The sequence below is a fragment of the Bacillus sp. EB106-08-02-XG196 genome (assembly GCF_013396335.1).
Classification (GTDB): Bacteria; Bacillota; Bacilli; order Bacillales; family Cytobacillaceae; genus Neobacillus.
In genome coordinates, this window is the sequence record NZ_JABWSY010000003.1 from 212,693 (window position 1) to 228,887 (window position 16,195).

General features: G+C 40.7%; 15 protein-coding genes. 10 read left to right on the forward strand and 5 right to left on the reverse strand.

Features of this window, described 5'->3' with window-relative positions; genetic code table 11:
- Positions 1 to 203 precede the first annotated feature (203 nt).
- The 5 genes from MLOOGBEN_RS06890 to MLOOGBEN_RS06910 all read left to right on the forward strand — a co-directional run bounded on the left by MLOOGBEN_RS06890 (position 204) and on the right by MLOOGBEN_RS06910 (position 6,598).
- On the forward strand, positions 204 to 1,487 hold the full coding sequence (locus MLOOGBEN_RS06890; RefSeq protein ID WP_179157508.1) for an ABC transporter substrate-binding protein: 1,284 nt from the start codon (positions 204 to 206) through the stop codon (positions 1,485 to 1,487).
- A gap of 81 nt (positions 1,488 to 1,568) precedes the next feature.
- On the forward strand, positions 1,569 to 2,513 hold the full coding sequence (locus MLOOGBEN_RS06895) for a carbohydrate ABC transporter permease (protein ID WP_368737763.1): 945 nt from the start codon (positions 1,569 to 1,571) through the stop codon (positions 2,511 to 2,513).
- A 155-nt stretch (positions 2,514 to 2,668) separates the two neighbouring features.
- Positions 2,669 to 3,502, forward strand: coding sequence for a carbohydrate ABC transporter permease (locus tag MLOOGBEN_RS06900; RefSeq protein WP_256988926.1), 834 nt, complete (start codon positions 2,669 to 2,671; stop codon positions 3,500 to 3,502).
- 19 nt (positions 3,503 to 3,521) lie between these two features.
- Positions 3,522 to 6,254: a glycoside hydrolase family 2 protein gene (locus MLOOGBEN_RS06905; RefSeq protein ID WP_179157510.1), complete on the forward strand. Its 2,733-nt coding sequence runs from the start codon at positions 3,522 to 3,524 to the stop codon at positions 6,252 to 6,254.
- 155 nt (positions 6,255 to 6,409) lie between these two features.
- A complete protein-coding gene (locus MLOOGBEN_RS06910) occupies positions 6,410 to 6,598 on the forward strand; it encodes a hypothetical protein (RefSeq protein ID WP_179157511.1) in 189 nt (62 codons plus the stop codon).
- A 180-nt stretch (positions 6,599 to 6,778) separates the two neighbouring features.
- Here the strand turns inward: MLOOGBEN_RS06910 and MLOOGBEN_RS06915 are convergent, their stop codons facing one another.
- The 3 genes from MLOOGBEN_RS06915 to MLOOGBEN_RS06925 are packed head-to-tail and all read right to left on the reverse strand — an operon-like array spanning position 6,779 to position 9,223.
- Positions 6,779 to 8,092, reverse strand: coding sequence for a replicative DNA helicase (locus MLOOGBEN_RS06915; RefSeq protein ID WP_179157512.1), 1,314 nt, complete (start codon positions 8,090 to 8,092; stop codon positions 6,779 to 6,781).
- On the reverse strand, positions 8,025 to 8,357 hold the full coding sequence (locus MLOOGBEN_RS06920) for a replicative helicase loader/inhibitor (protein WP_179157513.1): 333 nt from the start codon (positions 8,355 to 8,357) through the stop codon (positions 8,025 to 8,027). The genes MLOOGBEN_RS06915 and MLOOGBEN_RS06920 overlap by 68 nt, the downstream gene beginning before the upstream one ends.
- A complete protein-coding gene (locus MLOOGBEN_RS06925; RefSeq protein WP_179157514.1) occupies positions 8,354 to 9,223 on the reverse strand; it encodes a hypothetical protein in 870 nt (289 codons plus the stop codon). Before MLOOGBEN_RS06925 ends, MLOOGBEN_RS06920 begins: the two co-directional genes overlap by 4 nt.
- A gap of 316 nt (positions 9,224 to 9,539) precedes the next feature.
- Between MLOOGBEN_RS06925 and MLOOGBEN_RS06930 the strand changes: the two genes are divergently transcribed.
- Complete coding sequence (locus tag MLOOGBEN_RS06930) at positions 9,540 to 10,370, forward strand: alpha/beta fold hydrolase (protein ID WP_179157515.1); 831 nt, start codon at positions 9,540 to 9,542, stop codon at positions 10,368 to 10,370.
- 111 nt (positions 10,371 to 10,481) lie between these two features.
- On the opposite strand, the gene MLOOGBEN_RS06935 is transcribed toward MLOOGBEN_RS06930, so the two are convergent.
- Positions 10,482 to 11,609 (reverse strand): MGDG synthase family glycosyltransferase, encoded by a 1,128-nt coding sequence (locus MLOOGBEN_RS06935; RefSeq protein WP_179157516.1) that lies wholly within the window; start codon positions 11,607 to 11,609, stop codon positions 10,482 to 10,484.
- Positions 11,610 to 11,856: 247 nt separating this feature from the next.
- On the opposite strand from MLOOGBEN_RS06935, the gene MLOOGBEN_RS06940 reads away from it, so the two are divergent.
- Complete coding sequence (locus tag MLOOGBEN_RS06940; protein ID WP_179157517.1) at positions 11,857 to 12,057, forward strand: hypothetical protein; 201 nt, start codon at positions 11,857 to 11,859, stop codon at positions 12,055 to 12,057.
- 192 nt (positions 12,058 to 12,249) lie between these two features.
- On the opposite strand, the gene MLOOGBEN_RS06945 is transcribed toward MLOOGBEN_RS06940, so the two are convergent.
- Entirely contained in the window at positions 12,250 to 12,453 is a 204-nt protein-coding gene (locus MLOOGBEN_RS06945) for a hypothetical protein (protein ID WP_179157518.1), read from the reverse strand.
- Positions 12,454 to 12,818: 365 nt separating this feature from the next.
- On the opposite strand from MLOOGBEN_RS06945, the gene MLOOGBEN_RS06950 reads away from it, so the two are divergent.
- The 3 genes from MLOOGBEN_RS06950 to katG all read left to right on the forward strand — a co-directional run bounded on the left by MLOOGBEN_RS06950 (position 12,819) and on the right by katG (position 15,970).
- Positions 12,819 to 13,025 (forward strand): hypothetical protein, encoded by a 207-nt coding sequence (locus tag MLOOGBEN_RS06950; RefSeq protein WP_179157519.1) that lies wholly within the window; start codon positions 12,819 to 12,821, stop codon positions 13,023 to 13,025.
- Positions 13,026 to 13,226: 201 nt separating this feature from the next.
- A complete protein-coding gene (locus tag MLOOGBEN_RS06955) occupies positions 13,227 to 13,409 on the forward strand; it encodes a Fur-regulated basic protein FbpA (RefSeq protein WP_095251056.1) in 183 nt (60 codons plus the stop codon).
- Between the two features lie 350 nt (positions 13,410 to 13,759).
- On the forward strand, positions 13,760 to 15,970 hold the full coding sequence (katG, locus tag MLOOGBEN_RS06960) for a catalase/peroxidase HPI (RefSeq protein WP_179157520.1): 2,211 nt from the start codon (positions 13,760 to 13,762) through the stop codon (positions 15,968 to 15,970).
- The last annotated feature ends 225 nt before the right edge of the window (positions 15,971 to 16,195 follow it).

Below are 16,195 nucleotides of genomic sequence, written 5' to 3' on the forward strand. Positions count from 1 at the left end.
AAGGATCCGGTTTTTTTTTGTTTTGTATGGACTAATATTGTAATAATAACCGCAAAACGATATATTTTTCGTGTTTTTGGTTAGGCAAAACTGGATTAGACAAATTTTTTTATTTTTAATAACAAATTACATTGTAATAAAACTATAAAACATGTTACTATAAATTTCAGAATCTTACAAAATATCAAAAGGGGGAAAATGGATTGAAAAAGTTACACTTGTTTCTGATATTTTTACTTTTTGCCGTAACAGCCTTAGCAGGATGCAGCTCGAAGGAAACTAGCGTCAGCAAAAATGAAAGCGCTGGCAAAACGATTGAGTTGAATTACTGGGTACCGTTTAGCGGCGGTGATGGTGACTTCATGAAAGCAATGGTGGAAGAATTCAATAAGACTAACCCTGATATTCACGTAAAAATGTTAAATCTTAAATGGGAAGAATACTATACGAAGCTCCGCACAGCTGTTGCTGCCAACCAGGGACCTGACGTTGCGGTAGCTCATACTTCCAAGCTTGGGGAGCTTGTCCCTGCAAATACGATTGAACAGCTGGATCCGATTGTGGAAAAAGCAGGAATTAAATGGGATTCCTTTAACCAAAACATCCTAGATAGCACTGTTTTTGAAGGAAAACATATGGCGATTCCACTCGATACCCACGCGATGATCATGTTTTATAACAAAAAAATTCTAAGCGATGCCGGGTTACTAGGTGATAATGGCGAACCAAAAATGGAACCGGGCTCTGAAGGATTTGTTCAATTTCTCAAGCAAGTTCAGGAAAAAGCTCCTAAAAATGTGATGCCGTTTGTTGCAACATCCAACGGAAACGCGCCTTTCTGGATGTGGTGGTCACTTTACAGCCAGATGGACGGACATCTTTTAAGCGAAGATGGTAAGAAGGCTGCCTTCAATAACGAAAAAGGAAAAGAAGCTTTACAATTTATCTCTGATTTAGTTCATAAAGACCAGCTTTGGCCGAAAAACGTAAAGAACGGCGGAGAAATTTTCGCTGCCGGTCAAGCGGCAATTAACTTCAATGGCGTATGGTCCACAGGAACGTATGAAAAGAACCAAGGGCTTGAATTCGGTGCGGTGACACTGCCGGTATTATATGATAAGAAAGCGGCTTGGGGAGATTCTCATACTCTAGTATTGCCTGCTAATAAGGAACCAGATGAGAAAAAACAACAGGCAGCGATTCAATTTGCCAACTGGCTCGCTGAAAATGGTGCGATGTGGGCAAAGGCAGGACACGTTCCAAGTAAGCCATCCGTTATTGAATCACCTGAATTTACTGAACAGCAATACCGCAATGACTACGTAGGAGTTGTTAATGATGTTAACTTCATGCCTAACCATGAAAAGCTGTTCCCGATTGGTGATATTTTACGTGCCAACTTTGACTTAATGATGAACGGCCAGGCTTCGGTAGATGAAGTGATGGACAAAGCGGAAAAAGAGGTTAATCAATTGCTCGCTAAGTAAATTTGATTTTCCCGGGCGGCCCCTATGTTAGGGGCTTCCTGTCATAAAGGGAGAAACAGTTTTCAAAAGGAGGTTTTACAGGTGAAACCAGCAGTAACCGCAAGCCAGAATGAACAGGGACCGATTCTGTCAAAAAAGGGAACAGGCCTATTTGCCAACAAAAGGCTGTTAAAATTAAATCTATTTGCATGGGTGTTCCTAGCTCCATATCTTCTCTTTTATTCCATATTTATGCTTTACCCGATTGTTAAAGGGTTCATCGTCAGCTTGTATGAATGGACAATTGGCAATGAACGTACCTTTGTCGGGCTTGGAAATTATAAGGCTATGTTTCAGGATAGCTTCTTCTGGGAATCTTTAGGTAATACGTTATACTTCGTGGTTATTTCTACACCCACTCTTGTGGTGGTTGGGATTTTACTAGCATTGTTGGTCAATGCGAAACTAAATGGGACTGGCTTTTTACGATCTGCCTTCTTTCTTCCTCATATTCTATCAATCTCGGTTATCAGCAGCATTTGGGTGTTTGTCCTCCAGCCGTATACAGGTCTGTTGAATTCTGTTCTAAAATCCATTGGGGTGAGCACAGAGGTTTTCTGGCTGAGCAGTCCCAATCTTGCCTGGTTTTCCATTCTGCTCGCGACCATCTGGTGGACCGTCGGTTTCAATATGGTCTTGTTTTTAGCGGGACTGCAGGAAATCCCGGATGATTTATATGAGGCGGCGCGCATTGACGGAGCCAACAGCTGGCACTGCTTCCGCTATATCACGCTTCCTTCGTTAAAAGGTGTCATTTTGCTTGTCGTGGTGCTTCAATCGATTGCTTCGTTTAAATTATTCGGGCAGTCCTACCTGATGACGAACGGCGGGCCGGGGACTGCGACCCGGACATTGGTTCAGTACATTTATGAGACGGGCTTCCGCGCAAACGAAATGGGTCTCGCCTCCGCGATGTCCTACGTACTCTTTTTAGTCATGATTCTATTTGCTCTCGTTCAATTTAAATTCCTTTCGAAAAAAGATTAAGGAGATCGAAGGGGTATTGTGTTGGGGACGCAGGTTATTTGAACCATTGCTTCCGGGTATATCCGCGGGTTTTAAGAATATATTCGCCAACTTTCGGACGATATCCACCGATTTCAAAAAGATTTTCGCAAATACGATAGAAAAGGGGAGAAAACATGCAAGCAGTTAAGCCTAGAATGAAACCTGGCCGATCACTCCTGTATATTTTTAGCTACCTGCTCGTCATCATCTGGTTAGTTCCGATGCTGTGGATGGTGATTACGGCAATTAAGCCGGATGGGAGCCCGGTGACGGTCCTATCCTCACTGATTAAACCGCCTTTTACGATGGATAATTATAAGTTTGTTTCTGAAAACGCCTCGATATGGAGATGGACCTGGAACAGTGTCTATATTGCATTTGTGACAACCGGGTTAACGCTCCTATTGACCTCCATGGCTGCGTTTGCCTTGTCTCGAATTCCGTTTAAAGGGAATAAGCTTGTTTTTTGGATTATTATCGCAGGATTAATGGTGCCAACAGAGGCGACGATTATTCCTTTATTTTTAATGATGGTGGATAACGGTCTGATTAATAGCTATAGTTCGATTATTTTTCCAAGTGTGGCTGCTCCGCTGGGGGTGCTCATCTTAAAGCAATTTTATGACGCAATTCCGAAGGAGCTGGTGGAAGCGGCCGAAATAGATGGAGCGAGTAAGCTGAAAATTTGGTGGAGTATTTTCCTTCCGCTGTCGCGCTCTTCAATGGCAGCGCTTGGGATTTTTACCTTCATTAGTTCTTGGAATAACTTCTTATGGCCGTATCTGGCCATAAGTGATGAAAAAATGATGACCCTGCCGATTGGGATTCCTCTTTTTCAAAGCGGGTATGCTGCCGAGTTGACAATTCCGATGGCAGCCAATATGCTGGCGAGTCTACCGGCACTGCTTGTCTTTATTCTATTCCAAAAGCACATTATTAAAGGAATTACGATGACGGGCATTAAGTAATAATTAGGAGGAAGAGAAGATGCGCAAAAGTTTTGGTTTGGACGGGGTCTGGCAATTCAAGCTGGACCCGAAGGATGAAGGAGAATGGCTGAACTGGCAGAAAGCCGGGATTCCTGATGGACGCAGTGTAGAGGTACCGCATATTTGGCAGCGCGACGGGGGAAGCCTTGTTAACTATAACGGAGCGGCCTGGTATGAGAAGCGGTTTTATTTTTCTGAAAAAACTGGCCGGGTGTTCCTGTGCTTTGGAGCCGTTGATTACCACGCAAGAGTCTGGGTGAACGGACGATATGCCGGGGAGCATGAAGGGGGCTTCACTCCATTTGAATTTGAGGTGACGAATCTATTCATCCCTGAGGCCGAGAATACGGTGACTATTCGGGTCTATGATCCTGAGGACAATGCGGAAATACCCATTGGGAAGCAGGGAAGCTGGTACACACGGGTAAGCGGGATCTGGCAAAGCGTTCATATTGAAAAAAGGTCGGAAACCTACATTAAAGAGGTTCGGGTTACGCCGGAACCGGACCAGGGGCAAATCAAGGTTGCCTATCGCCTGAATGGGGAACTGCCAAACGGCGCGGAGGTCCAGTTTACTGTCCGCAGCCATCTGTCCGAGGATCATCCTGTGGCATTGGCGAAGGTAGCGGCTGTACAGGGCAAGGGGGAAACGATTATCCCGCTTCCAGACTTTGTTTATTGGAATCCGGAAAACCCGCACTTGTATGACCTTGAAGCGGCGGTACTTGATGATGCTAAAACGGTAACCTTCGGGATGCGGAAGGTGTCGTTTGAAAATGGACGGGTGCTGTTAAATGACAAGCCGGTCTATATCCGCGGCGCGCTCGATCAGGCCTTTTACCCGGATACGGTTTATGTAGCACCTTCCGATGAGTATATTCAAAATGAAATCAAGCTTGCCAAGCAAATGGGCTTTAATTTGCTCAGAAAACATATCAAAGTGGAGATTCCAAGATATTTATACTGGGCAGACCGAATGGGGATGCTGATATGGGCGGAACCGCCAAACTATGTCAAATTCACCCCGCAGGCGACGAAACGGTTTACGAACGAATTAACTGGGATGATTGAGCGGGATTTTAATCATCCATCGATTTTGATCTGGTCCATCTACAACGAGGAATGGGGATTGGAGTGGGATCTGGCCAATGACCCGGTGAAACAGAAGCATGTCGAGGAAATGTATGACTATGTGAAAGCGTTCGATCCGACGCGGCTGATTTGTGATAATTCCGGCTGGACCCACGTGAAAACAGATATCAATGATCATCACCGCTATTTTGTTTGTCCGGACCAGCTCGAGGATTGGCAAAAGGACCTCGATGACTTTGTGATAGGAGATCCTGACAAAAACTTTGTTGACGGGTATCAAGCAAACGGTGAGCCGATTATTGTTTCCGAGTTTGGCGTCTGGGGGCTGCCGAGTGTAGAGAAGCTGAAAGATCATTACGGCAAGGAGCCCTGGTGGTTTGTCAACCAGGGAGAGGAGTCCCATCAGGAGGACTACAAGAAGCCGACAACCGGTCAGGCCAATTTTAAAAAATACCAATTAAATGAAACCTTTGCTAGCTTTGAAGATTTAACAGCGACCTCGCAAAAAAGAATGACCCGTGCTGTCAAATCGGTGATTGAAGAAATGAGAAAGCGGCCGCAGATTGCCGGCTATGTTGTGACAGAATTTACGGACATTGAATGGGAAACGAACGGCTGGCTGGATTACCTCCGAAATCCGAAGGAAGGCTTTGAGCAGCTAATCGATTTCAACGGTCCGCTTACCGTTATGGCTGATAAATTGGCGAGAAATGTGTGGTCAGGTGAACAGGTCACCTTGGATGTGATTGTCTGTAATGATGATTTGAAGCATTTCTCCGGGGTGGTGGAGTGGTCGGTCCCAGGATTGAAGTTAAGCGGGAGCCTGCCAGTTCATGCTGCTGGCGATCCGTTCGTTCGTGTGAATGAGGCGATTTCGTTCGAGGTTCCCGGGGTAGAGAAATCTGATTTTTATCTGCTGGAGCTTACTTTAAAGGCAGATGGGCAGACGCTGGCGGTCAATAACGAAGAATTGACCCTATCGCCAAAAACAGTGCAGGAAAAAGGCACCATCAATGTTTGGCATTTGCCTGAAAGCACCCAAAATGAGCTGAGCTTAAATGGGTATCAAATCCAGCCTCACCTAGATTTGGAGGTAACAGTGGTAACGGATTGTCTGAATGAAGAGCTCCTTCAATTTGTTCAGCGTGGGGGAGATGTGATTTTTCTTGCAGAAGAAGGTGACCGGATCGGAGAGAAGGGGCAGTTTACTTTCCGTGAGCTGCCGAAGGGGGAAAGCTGGCCGCGCGCCTCATCCTTTAATTTCGTGAACCCGAAATTTTTTCCGGGGGTTCCACTACATCCTGAGATGGGCTGGGAAGTAGACAACCTGATTCCGGATTATGTGGTTCCGTTCAGTGATTACAAAAAGCCGGGCAGCCGCCGTACCATTAACATGTTTGGCAGTCCAAGCCTGGCGCTCTCCTCTAAGATTATCTCGGGTTATTTCCAAGGCTGGATCGGTCAGGCCGGGGGTTCGATGATGGTCCAGCGGTATGGAAAAGGAACGATTACGATGACTACATGGAAACTAAAGGAGAATTATGGCACCCACCCGATTGCCACGCAAGTATTTGACCGCTTGGCGGAGATGGATGCTAAAAAGATGATTGATCTTGGAGAAAAGACTATAGGTGTATAAGTTTAGGCTCCATAATTTAAGTCCATGCCTGCCTCCGTTACACAAGGGGGAGGCAGGGCTTTTTAATAGATTCAAATGGTAGAGTCGAATAACCCGACATAAAAAAGATGTTTTCAACATATTTATCATCAATGAAAGGTTAAAGAGGTGAAAACATGTTGAGTAATGTTGGCAGAAGATTCATCTGGTTTCTGATCGGAAGTACGATCTTTGCTACCTTTATCGGATATGTCCTGTTTAAGGCTGGTCTCATTTCATTTTCAGGTATTCCCAATTCCCAAAGAGAACTGAATAGTAAAGATCGTAATCGGAATAGAAGAGTTGGTAGAATTCGAGTTACTTAGAGATATCTCAATCATCACTGTAAACGTAAAGATGCTCAGGTCTTAATTTATTTAATAATAGAAAATACTTTTTAGGGCAAGCAGTGGGGATAAACTGCTTGCCCTTGTTACGATGGTCCCAAAAATGATGTTTTTCATTACGGTAACCATGGTTAAGTAATGAGTGAAAACGGAATTTGTCTACACCTGATAATCCCGAAATCGGCTATAGTTCTTCTCAAATGCGAGTTTAATAACGCCAACCGGACCGTTTCGGTGCTTGGCAATATTTACGTTTATCAGTTCATTCTGATTTGGACTTACAGGTTCATGGTCATCCCGGCTTAACAGGATAATCACATCTGCATCCTGCTCAATACTTCCCGAATCCCTTAAATCAGACATTACTGGACGTTTGTCTGCCCGCTGCTCCACACCTCTGGACAACTGAGACAACAGGACGATTGGCACTTCGTATTGTCTGGCCATTTGCTTTAACTCCCTTGTCATATGGCCAACAGCTAAATCCTGACGTTCAAACGTTTTTGATTGGGTGATTAGCTGTAAATAATCAATGATGACCAAGTGACCTTCATTTGGGTGCTCCCGTTTCGTTTTCTGGATGGCCGAGCGAATGTCCGCAATGGTTTGCCTCGGCTCATCGTGTATCTGAAGATTCCATTGATCTAACATCCCTATCGCCTCAACACCTCGATCATAATCATTGTCACTAAAATAGCTGTAAGAGTTTTTCCATTTAGCGCCGTCTACATAGGAAATATCACTCAACATCCGTTTCATGAGCTGTTTTCCGGGCATTTCTAACGAAAAGAAATCAACCACACCGCCAGTCTTGCAGCAGTTCTTTGCTAGATTCAGAGACAGGGCGGTTTTCCCTACCGAGGGTCGTGCCGCGATTATGATCAAATCCCCATGCTGTAAGCCATTCAACATGCCATTGAGAAGCGAAAACCCCGTATCGATTCCAGAAATGTCTCCTTGGTCCTCAATCATCTCATCATATACTTCGGCTAAGAGATCCCGTTTCGTTTTCCCTTCGACATTTCCGATATCTGCCATTTCTGTATAGAGTTTATAAAAATCATCCGCTGCTTCCATTGTTTGTTCGTTGAGAAAACGGTATGCGCCCTGAGTAAACCTTCTAAGTTTGTATCGGGTCAGAATAATAGATTGATAGTGTTCAAAGTTGTCAGGGGAGGGGCAGCGGGTAGTAATGTCCAGTATATAACTAGTGCTGAGCATTTCTTTCCCTGCTAATTTTTCTATAACTAGGACTAAATCAATGGGTCTGTCCTCCCTTTGCAGCTCACGGAACGTCTGAAACAGAAGCTGATTTCGCTTCTGTGAAAAATGAAATGGCTCTAATTTGATTTCATGAATGAGATTAGGTTCCTGAAAGACTGCACCTAACAGGATCCCTTCTGGATCAAACAGATTTTCTTGGTGAATATTCGGCAAGCCAGGCAGGTATTGGTCTTCGTTTTGAAGAGTCACATTCAACTCTCTCACGTCCTTTCTTCATCCATTCCTGTACGATGTTTGGAAAATCACTTTCTTCATAGGAAAATACCGCAATATCTGAAATAGTAGGGGGAAAAGGGCTTTTTCTAATATAGTTTTTCAGTTTCACCATTACTTTCTCTAAATCCATTTCAGGGCAAGATTGAAACCATAGCTGAACCGTCTCGTCCTTAACGGTGCAGTTGGGATATACTGATTCAATGAGTACTAAAAGTTTGAATACATCATCTTTGGTCATTGGCCATCCTCCTGTAATGAAATTTTCCCTTCTTGAATCAACCGTTTAATCCGATCTGCCATTGCTTCTTTCTTTGGTTTTTTCTGCAGAAGCTTTGCGCTCTTCTCAGTTTCTAGTTTTGTCCCAATAACCTTTTCACAATACGATACACTGCTAATTTTTCCGTTTGGATTTTTTAACTGGTACTCATCAAAAATTTCCACGAACAAAGCTTCTAGTTGGTCAGTTTTCATCGATAATCTAGAGATTCTCTCAATCGCTAATTCATCTTTAGGGCTTAAAAAGACTCCTTGATTTCGTAAAGCGATAAATTTGTTCGAAATTCTTTCGATCCGATTTTTCTTTGTCATGTCAGCTTCCTTGACTTCTTGTGAAGGAAGGTTAAAGTGTGGGTGATCATCATTATCTTTTACATTCTTACGTTCTTGATTTCTATTATTTTGTTCCAGCTCCGTTTTGTTATCGTTCTGCGACTGTTCCACTTCCGTTTCGCGAAACGGAGGGCAAAAAAAATCATCAGTACCGTCCATACATCTAAAATCTTCGGAATTGACCACGGTAAAAAGAGTTCCCAAAGGGGTTTCTTCGACCATCAGCATTCCTTTTTGCACAAGTTTATCGACAGCGCGTTTTATGGTACTCTTAGCAAGCGCCTTTTTGGACCTTCCTTCTATGTACATCAAATCTTCACTTAACTGGGAGTATGCCCTTATGTATTGTCCTTTTTTTAACCTCATCCCGTTCAAAACGATGCCATCAGCATACGAAGATTTCAATAAGATCCATGCATAAAGCCGGAACGCTGTGACGTTAAACCATAACTCATCATTTGTAAATTGCTTCGTCAATTTTACCCAACCAGACATCAAACCATCTCCTAAAAATTCTTCTCACCCTTTATATATAGAAAAATAGCGAAAAAGGACAGGGTCATAAAAAATTTTTTTCTTATAAGAATGGAAGGTCCGTAAAAAGAAAAATGGTGACCTGGAAATCATCCAAGGTCACCGTTTTTATTATTCCTTTTAAAAATATTGTATTTCCTTGATCATTTAATTTTTTTCTTGGAAAAAGGTCTGAATGCATTTTTCTATAGTGATGGAATACCGATTTTCTGCATTCTCATGTTTTTATTGATAAATAATAAAGCTAATTAATAAATTCGTTGAGGAGTGGAACACGTTGTCGATAAATCAATTGAATCAATCATATATAAAGGTAGGAAATATCAATTTGTACTGTGAATACTTATTAAATGATAAACCTCCGATTCTTTTAATCCATGGCTTTGCATCATCTACCTATACGTTTCGTCGAATCATTCCTTTATTACAAAAGGAGTTTTCAATCATTGCTGTTGACCTTCCCGGCTTTGGGAAAAGTGAGAAGTCAACTTCTTTTATTTATAGTTTTCAAAACTATGCGAAGTTAATGATTGAATGTATCGACAAGTTTGGATTTTCTAACTCTTATGTTGCTGCTCATTCAATGGGAGGTCAAATTGCGCTAAATATGGCACTAATCGCTCCTGAGAAAATAAACAAAATCATTTTGTTATGTAGTTCAGGATATTTAAAGCCTGCAAAAAAAATTCTCATTTACAGTTCATATTTACCTTTCTTTGAAAAATTCATTCATTATTATATTCGTAGAAAAGACGTCAAAGATCACTTGAGGAACGTTTTTTTTAATCAAGCCTTGATCAATGATGAATTGATTCATGAATTCGGTAGACCGCTATCCGAAAAAGGATTTTATAAAGCTTTAATTCGACTGCTGCGTCATCGGGAAGGTGATTTATTACCACAACAACTTCAGGATATACAGGTCCCAACATTATTAATATGGGGAGAGGAAGATCGAGTGGTTCCTGTGAAGGTAGGTCAACAGTTAGTTCAAGATCTACCCGTTGCCAAGTTAATTACATATGAAAAAACAGGACATTTAATTACAGAGGAAAGGCCAGAGCTTGTCTTTAAGAACATATTGATGCATACGATCTATCAATTGTAGCGAATTTCAATTCGTTCTCTAAGGATAGAAGAAATGCAGACTCAAAAAAGGTATTACTTCCCGGCCTTTTGAGTTTGCTTATTTATGGTAAAATTGGAATTTAGGAAAGTTTTATTTTTGTTTCTTCATAGTAAGGCTCGCGGCCTTTAGGATGAATTGTAGAATATCTTCAGCTGCGTTTGCATTAATAAATTGCCTTTGACTATTTATAATTTTATTAAGTTTTTCTCCATCATTTTCAAGTAATTGGTTTAATGTTTGCGTAATTTCCTTTGGGTTTTTACATACCATTCCCAAATTGAACTTTTCAGCAAAGGTTGGATTATCCTCTTCCTGCCCTGGCAAAGCGCCAGTAATGATAAGTGGAGTATTGGATGCAATGGCCTCATACATGACATTAGGACTTCCTCTGGTAAAAGCGATATCAGAAGCTAGCATTAAATCTTGGATATTTTTGGTAAAACCATAAATCTCAACTCTATCACCATATTTGGCCAGAAGGGATCTTTCCAGCTTCGTTTTAAGTTTTTCATTTTTACCAGCAACAATTTTTATTGTACAATCAAAATTATTAAGCATGATTTCAGCTATTTTCTTCATATTACCTACACCTTCACCACCGCTCATGATCAAGCATGTTAAAGATTGTCCCTTTTTATAAAATTTTCGTGGATTAGAGTGATTCAGGAAAAATCGGGAACGGACTGGAAATCCTGAAACCTTAATTTTTTCATTTGGAATCCCAAATTCAATACACCTATTTTGGGCTTCAAAAGTTGGACTGATAATGTAATTTGCCCTAGTATCAGCCCAAAGGGGATAAATGTTTACAAGATCGGCAATTAGTGTAATGAAAGGGATATTGATATTTTGCTTTTCTAATATGTTCAAGATGGAGCCATTAAAATTTGGATGAACGGATAAAATTAAATCTGGTTTAACATCGGCCAGTAATTTTATAAAATTATCCCTAATTAGTGTTTCAAAAAAATTGTCTATTATAGAGGGTTTTAAAGATGAAAGTTTCCAAATCATTTTCCATAGATTTTCGGAATTTCTTGTTAGGGGACCATAGGTTTTTCCTATTTTGATCAGCAGCTGTTTGCCAAGTGAAAATCCATCTACTACATGGATTTTTACTTCATTTTGAGTGTTGACACTTTCACACAGAGATTCTGTTATGCTTTTATGTCCATGTCCAGTATGGTCGGAAGAAATAATTAGTAATTTCTTTTCCATAAGATCAGCCCCTTTGAACATATTGTTATTGGAATATTTCCTCCATATAGCCAGTACATAGCTAATTGGGGTTTTGTGTCAGCCGCCAATACCTAAATTATATTAGGAGTTGGTTATTTCATTATTAATTTCATGTTAAGAGTATGTAAGTCTTTTGTATATGGCGTTTAGACCTCAAGGATTTTATTAATGTTTGGCAAATTAAATACATAAGTAATATAAATAGGGAAGGGAAGTGGAGTATGAAATGAGATATCAAAGAACGTTTTTTATGATTAATGATTTGGTAATCGAAGTTAAGAAACCTGAAATATCGCTAAAAAAAATAAAAGTAACCAAAGTTAAAGTAGAAAATGAAGAATATAAAATGCTCCGAAAAAAATTCGATGAGGATCAATTTCATTTAGAGAAAAAGCCTGAGGGATGGTACATAACGGAAAAAGAGTAAGAATCACACATTTATAAGCTCCCTATAAAAATACCTCCTAGTTGAGATTACTAGGAGGATTTATTTTTTTATTAACACAGCTAGGACAATTTATCCATCCCCTGACTACTGTGGCCATGAATAAACAAGGGATGCCAAATCTTGGATTAAATTCGAAATTAGTCTATATACCTACTATTCACAAAGGAATAGTTAGATAGTGACTTTTTCTCTTTTTTCACGTTGAATTTCTTTTTCTGCAACCTCCCACCAGCGAGTTGAACTGGTTAAAGGTACTTCTGTAACCGAAGGACTAGATGTCATACTTCTTCCTAATTTAACCATATCCACCGATTGTTCATTTTCTTCATAAGTAGAACAAATTAGGTAAATATCGTTAAAATCAGCGAATGACATTCTAAGGACCTCCTTTCTAAAAAATTAAGGGATAGAAATATCCATACTCCCTTTAGCTTCATTATAAGGCTAAAAATTCACTAGGAAAGAAGCAAAAGTGAATTTATTTTGAATTTTATAACAATTCAGAAAGGTTCTGTCCTTGGGTCCACCTTAATTCATTTTCACTAACAGCGAGGAGTAGACAGAAATAAGAAATAGGCATGCGGACAACTTTATTTTTAAAAATTCATAATATTTTCAATATTTAAACATAAAAACATCGATCCCATATTCTATAATTAAATTAAGAAGACATCACTAATACTGAGTGCCAATACTAAAGTTGATCGATTGATAACCATCTAAAAAAGGAGGTATTCTTTATGGAATTGTACGAAAAGGATGTGTGCATTTATTGTGGTAAATCACTTTCTAAATGGGAAAGACCGAGGAGCTATTGCTGGAATTGTGGTGAATTAACGTCATTTGAACCTTTTCAAGAAGAGGAAGTAGAAGGAGAAGTAGAAGATGAAGGTGAAGTAATTACTGATGATTCTTATATTTATTTTTCTAGCAGTTTAAATGGGTAAAGTGTTTTCAAGGACAAGACATAAAAAAGTTAACTAGAAGGGCAGCCAAAACGAAATTATTTGGTTGCCCTTTTATGCAGCACTGTTTTTTAATTCTAATCCATACTTTACAGGTAGGAATTATGGGTTTATAATTAAGTTAATCTAATTTTAAGTTGTTATATTCAATCGGAGTTTTTGGAAAATAAAGGAGTGTTACTGATGAGAAAAAATGATGAAAAGAAGCGACAAAAACTTATCAATAAATTAATTTTCTTAAACGTATACAACAAAGAAGATCAACAACTTAATAATTTGCCACTTTCGAAATTAGAATCTGAGTACAAAAGATTTAAATTACAAAACCATCCGCATGGAGAGTTTGGGTCTATTCAGTGGGTATAATATAAAGATGTTACGAGATATAAGACTGTATGGTGCTTGCACACCTGCGGTCTTTTTTATTGTTTATCGTTGCGAGCCCGGGGATTGCTAAAAGAAGTAGCAGCGGTCAGTCATAATAAGTATATTGCTTACATTCTATTTACTGTTAATATTTCTGCAGGATGTTAAGATTGAAGACATCATAAGAATTCCCAAATGTTACAAATTTGTGATGATGATTGTTATTTTTTCAATTTTTAGTAATAGATTAGTAGAATAGAATATAGAATAATTATTGTCATCCAGTTTGTTTTCCTACCATTAGAAGAATAATTATTTGTTACTTATTTTACAAAGAGAGGGGAAGAAATATGGACGTTAATAACAATCCTAAAACAGGCGGCTGCCCGTTTAATCACGGAGGCGCTACTAGTAACAAATCTAGCGGTACATCAAATCGAGACTGGTGGCCAAACCAGTTAAACTTGAATATTCTCCATCAGCATGACAGAAAATCTAATCCTATGGGAGAAGACTTTGTTTATGCTGAAGAATTTAAAAAAATAGACTACTATGAACTTAAACAGGATCTTCAGGAGCTAATGACAACTAGCCAAGATTGGTGGCCTGCTGACTATGGACATTATGGTCCATTATTTATCCGTATGTCTTGGCACGCTGCTGGTACTTATCGTAATACTGACGGCCGAGGCGGTGGGGGAGCTGGTGCACAGCGTTTTGCTCCACTTAACAGCTGGCCTGATAACGGTAACCTTGATAAAGCCCGCAGGCTATTATGGCCGGTTAAGCAAAAGCATGGTAACAAGATCTCATGGGCTGACTTGCTCCTTCTAGCTGGTAATGTTGCAATTGAATCCATGGGGGGTAAGACCTTTGGTTTTGGAGGAGGACGCGACGACATCTGGCATCCAGAAGAAGACATCTACTGGGGTACTGAAACAGAATGGCTGGATGATAATCGTTACTCAGGAGATCGTGATTTAGAAAATCCACTTGCTGCCGTTCAGATGGGTCTCATTTATGTTAACCCAGAAGGTCCGAACGGTAAACCAGATCCGATTGCAAGTGCTCGGGACATACGTGAAACCTTTGCACGTATGGGAATGAACGATGAAGATACAGTAGCACTAATAGCCGGCGGTCATACTTTTGGTAAGGCACACGGTGCAGGAGATGCTGCGCATGTTGGTCCAGAACCAGAAGCGGCTCCTATTGAAGCAATGGGCTTAGGCTGGTTAAGCACTCACGGCAGCGGTAAAGGTCATGATACCATCACCAGCGGTATTGAAGGTGCTTGGACTGCTAATCCAACACAGTGGGACAATGGTTACTTTGATCTTTTGTTTGGATATCAATGGTGGCTTACAAAGAGTCCTGCAGGTGCCTATCAGTGGCTTGCTGTAGATCCTGCTGAGAAGGATCTTGCCCCAGATGCAGAAAATCCATCCGTTAAAGTTCCAACGATGATGACCACTGCGGATATGGCATTACGTTATGATCCCGAATACGAAAAGATATCTCGTCGTTTCCATCAGAATCCAGAAGAATTTGCCGATGTATTTGCCCGTGCATGGTTCAAACTTCTTCACCGTGACATGGGTCCTAAAGCAAGATATCTAGGCCCAGAGGTTCCTAAAGAAGAACTTATCTGGCAAGATCCTGTACCAACTGTTGATTATGAATTAACAGATGGGGAAGTAGCAGAGATTAAAGGAAAGATCCTAGACTCAGGACTTACAGTCGGTGAATTAGTAACAACTGCTTGGGCATCCGCTAGTACCTTCCGTGGCTCAGATAAGCGTGGCGGCGCTAATGGTGCCCGCATTCGTCTTGCTCCACAGAAGGATTGGGAAGTAAATCAACCTGAGCTGCTTGCAAAAGTGCTTAATGTACTAGAAGATATTCAAAACGGTTTAAAAAAGAAGGTCAGCATAGCTGATTTGATTGTATTAGGTGGTAGTGCTGCAATAGAGAAAGCTGCACAAGATGCAGGCTATGAGGTAACAGTTCCTTTTGCTCCTGGACGCGGAGATGCAACAGAAGAGCAAACTGATGCAGAGAGCTTTGCAGTACTAGAGCCTGTCGCAGATGGTTTCCGCAACTATCAGAAAAAGCAGTATAGTGTAAGCCCAGAGGAACTCCTAGTAGACAAGGCACAACTTTTAAACCTTACTGCACCAGAAATGACAGTACTAGTCGGCGGTATGCGTGTTTTAGGTACAAACCATCGTGGCACAGAACACGGTGTATTCACGGATCGTGTCGGCACACTCACAAACGACTTCTTTGTGAACTTGCTTGACATGGGAGTAGAGTGGAAGCCTGTTGAGGAGAACGTTTATGTAGGACGTGATCGCAAAACAGGTAAAGTAGTGCGTAGCGCAACTAGAGTGGACCTTGTGTTCGGTTCTAACTCCGTTCTACGTGCTCTTGCAGAAGTTTATGCCCAGGATGATAACAAAGAGAAGTTTGTTCGTGACTTTATAGCTGCTTGGGTCAAGGTAATGAATGCAGATCGATTCGACCTTAAGTTGAAGAAAGCTCAAAAAATAGGCATTTAAAGCTGCCAAACTCGGAAACTCTTTGCCTGTCGCTACCCGTCGTGTGGTGACAGGCACTTTTTTTATATTTAAGCTTAGTTAAATTTCATTGTTGACAACAGTATAAAGGTCGATGAAAGACAAGCTAGGTGAATTCCCAATGGGATTAGTCCTTCATAAGCGTAATGAAAGACAAATCAGAAGATTACTCATTGAGTTTAGTCCTTCATAAGGATTTCCATGAGA